This is a genomic window from Oribacterium sp., from assembly GCF_057249185.1.
In genome coordinates this window covers 1-2,053 of the sequence record NZ_DBHIGR010000249.1, presented here as the reverse complement: position 1 = coordinate 2,053, position 2,053 = coordinate 1, and the positions used below count along the sequence as shown (strand labels likewise).

Annotated in this window: 2 protein-coding genes; both read left to right on the top strand. The window is 45.0% G+C overall.

The features are described 5' to 3' along the window. A partial coding sequence (locus ACO4PX_RS10060) for an EAL domain-containing protein (protein WP_485572569.1) occupies positions 1–1,671 on the top strand: 1,671 nt, incomplete at its 5' end. 12 nt (positions 1,672–1,683) lie between these two features. After that, positions 1,684–2,053: hypothetical protein (locus tag ACO4PX_RS10055; protein ID WP_485572567.1), on the top strand; the 370-nt coding region annotated here is incomplete at its 3' end.

The following is a 2,053-nucleotide window of genomic DNA, read 5'->3' as shown; positions in this document are numbered from 1 at the left end:
CGATCTCGTTATTATGATGAGGAGCTGGGACAGCTTCTGACTAAACAAAGATATATTGTGGATCAGATTGAGGAGGCTATGGCAGAGGGCTATATCAAGGTCTATTATCAACCTTTGGTACGGGCTTTGACCAAGGAAATCTGCGGTTTCGAGGCCTTAGTGCGCTGGGCGGATCCTCATTACGGCTTCCTCTCCCCTGTGGAGTTTATTCCGGTGTTGGAAGAGTATCATTTGATCCATAGGCTGGACCTGTATGTGCTGGAGAAAATCTGTCAGGATTATCAGAAAACCAAGGAAGAGGGGGGCAGTTTGGTGCCCGTTTCCTTGAATCTTTCTCGAATGGACTTCGAGCTTTGCGACGTTTTCCGGGAACTGGAAGAACGGATGACGAAGTATCAGGTTCCCAGAGAGATGCTGACGCTGGAAATCACCGAGTCGGTTTTAAACAAAAGTCAGCTTCTTATCAGCAGCCAGATTAAGCGCTTCCATGAGGCGGGCTATAAGGTTTGGATGGATGATTTCGGCTCCGGCTACAGCTCCTTGAATATTTTAAAAGACTTCGATTTTGACCTGTTGAAAATCGACATGCTGCTCCTTAGGGAATTCAATGAGAAATCTCAAAAGATTGTCAGCTCCATCGTGGATATGGCAAAGAAGATCGGCATTCGCACCCTGGCGGAAGGTGTGGAAACGGAGGAACAGCTGGAGTTCCTTAGGGAAATCGGCTGTGAGAAGCTGCAGGGCTACTATATCGGAAAGCCCGCCCCCTACCTGGAAAGTATTATGCAATGTAGGGAAAAGGGATTTCCCTTTGAGGCGGCCTGGAAGAGAAGGTACAACGATGATCTTGGCAATGTAAATCTTATGGGAACGAGCTCCTTCCATAGCGGAAAGGAAACGGATGGCGGGGAGGAAGAAGGCTTTCCTCTGGCCATTGTGGAGCGAATGGGAGATAGAGTGGAATTTCTCTATGTGAATCCCTCCTTTGAAAGGGAATTGTCCGTAATGGAAGGTTTAAATTCCGGCGTAGCCCAGGAGATTCTCAATAACAGGGAAGAAGAGATTTATCGGAGTATCCGTCATTTTCTGGATGACCTGTCCAAGGGCTTGGACACCGGCTTGGATACCATGGGAGGCGATACCTTTTTTGCTATCCGCGGAAAAGAAATCAGTCATATTCCGGGGAGAAATGCCTATCTTGTGAATTTGCAGGTTTTTCAGGGGGATTTCTTAAAGCTGAAGCAGAAGAAAATGATGGAAAGAGTCAAGGACTTGTACCGAGGCTATGAGCTTGTGCTTTTGACCGATCCGGGCAGGGGCGGTGCGGAAATCCTCTATGAAAAAGAAGGGGCTTATTCCTTCTCTATGGAAGGAAAAATTTTGGAAGAATTTGCAGGACAGGTACTTTCCAAAGAAGAAAGCAAAAGGTTTTTCCGCTTTTTGCAAAAGAACAAAAGGATTAGGGAAAGTGAATTTGCTAAGGAAGACTTTTTCCTGGCAAAGAATCCCGGAGGGGGCACCATGGTTTTGATGGTCAGCCTAAAACCCTCGGAGCTTGAGCAAAAGGGGAATATTTTGGTGAGCATCCGGAAGATTTATAAGGAAAGCATCGCCGCATTGATTCACAAAACTCTTTTGGAAGAAAGAGAGAAAGAGAAGGAAGAGAAGTAAGGGAGAAGAAGTATGTCTTATAAGGATATGAAGTTGCGTAGTAAGTTTATTTTTACACTGGTTCTCATGACGATTATGGTTACACTCTTAATCGGCTTGGCACAATTCTCATTTTTGAAGATGAGTGACATGATGGTGAATGACTTTGTGCAGATTGAGTATGACAACATGAAGTCTCAGATGAGTATGCGAAAGGATATCCAGAGTATCAATAAGCGTTTACTTTTGGCCATGTATGATACTGCCAACAATCCGGTAAAGGAGCAGAGAGAGGACTTTGACAGTCGTTTTAAGGATATGCGGGATAGGCTTTCCAAACTGGAAAATACACTGGAGGATAAGACTTTATTAGAGAATCTTTCTACTGCAATGGATGCTTTGG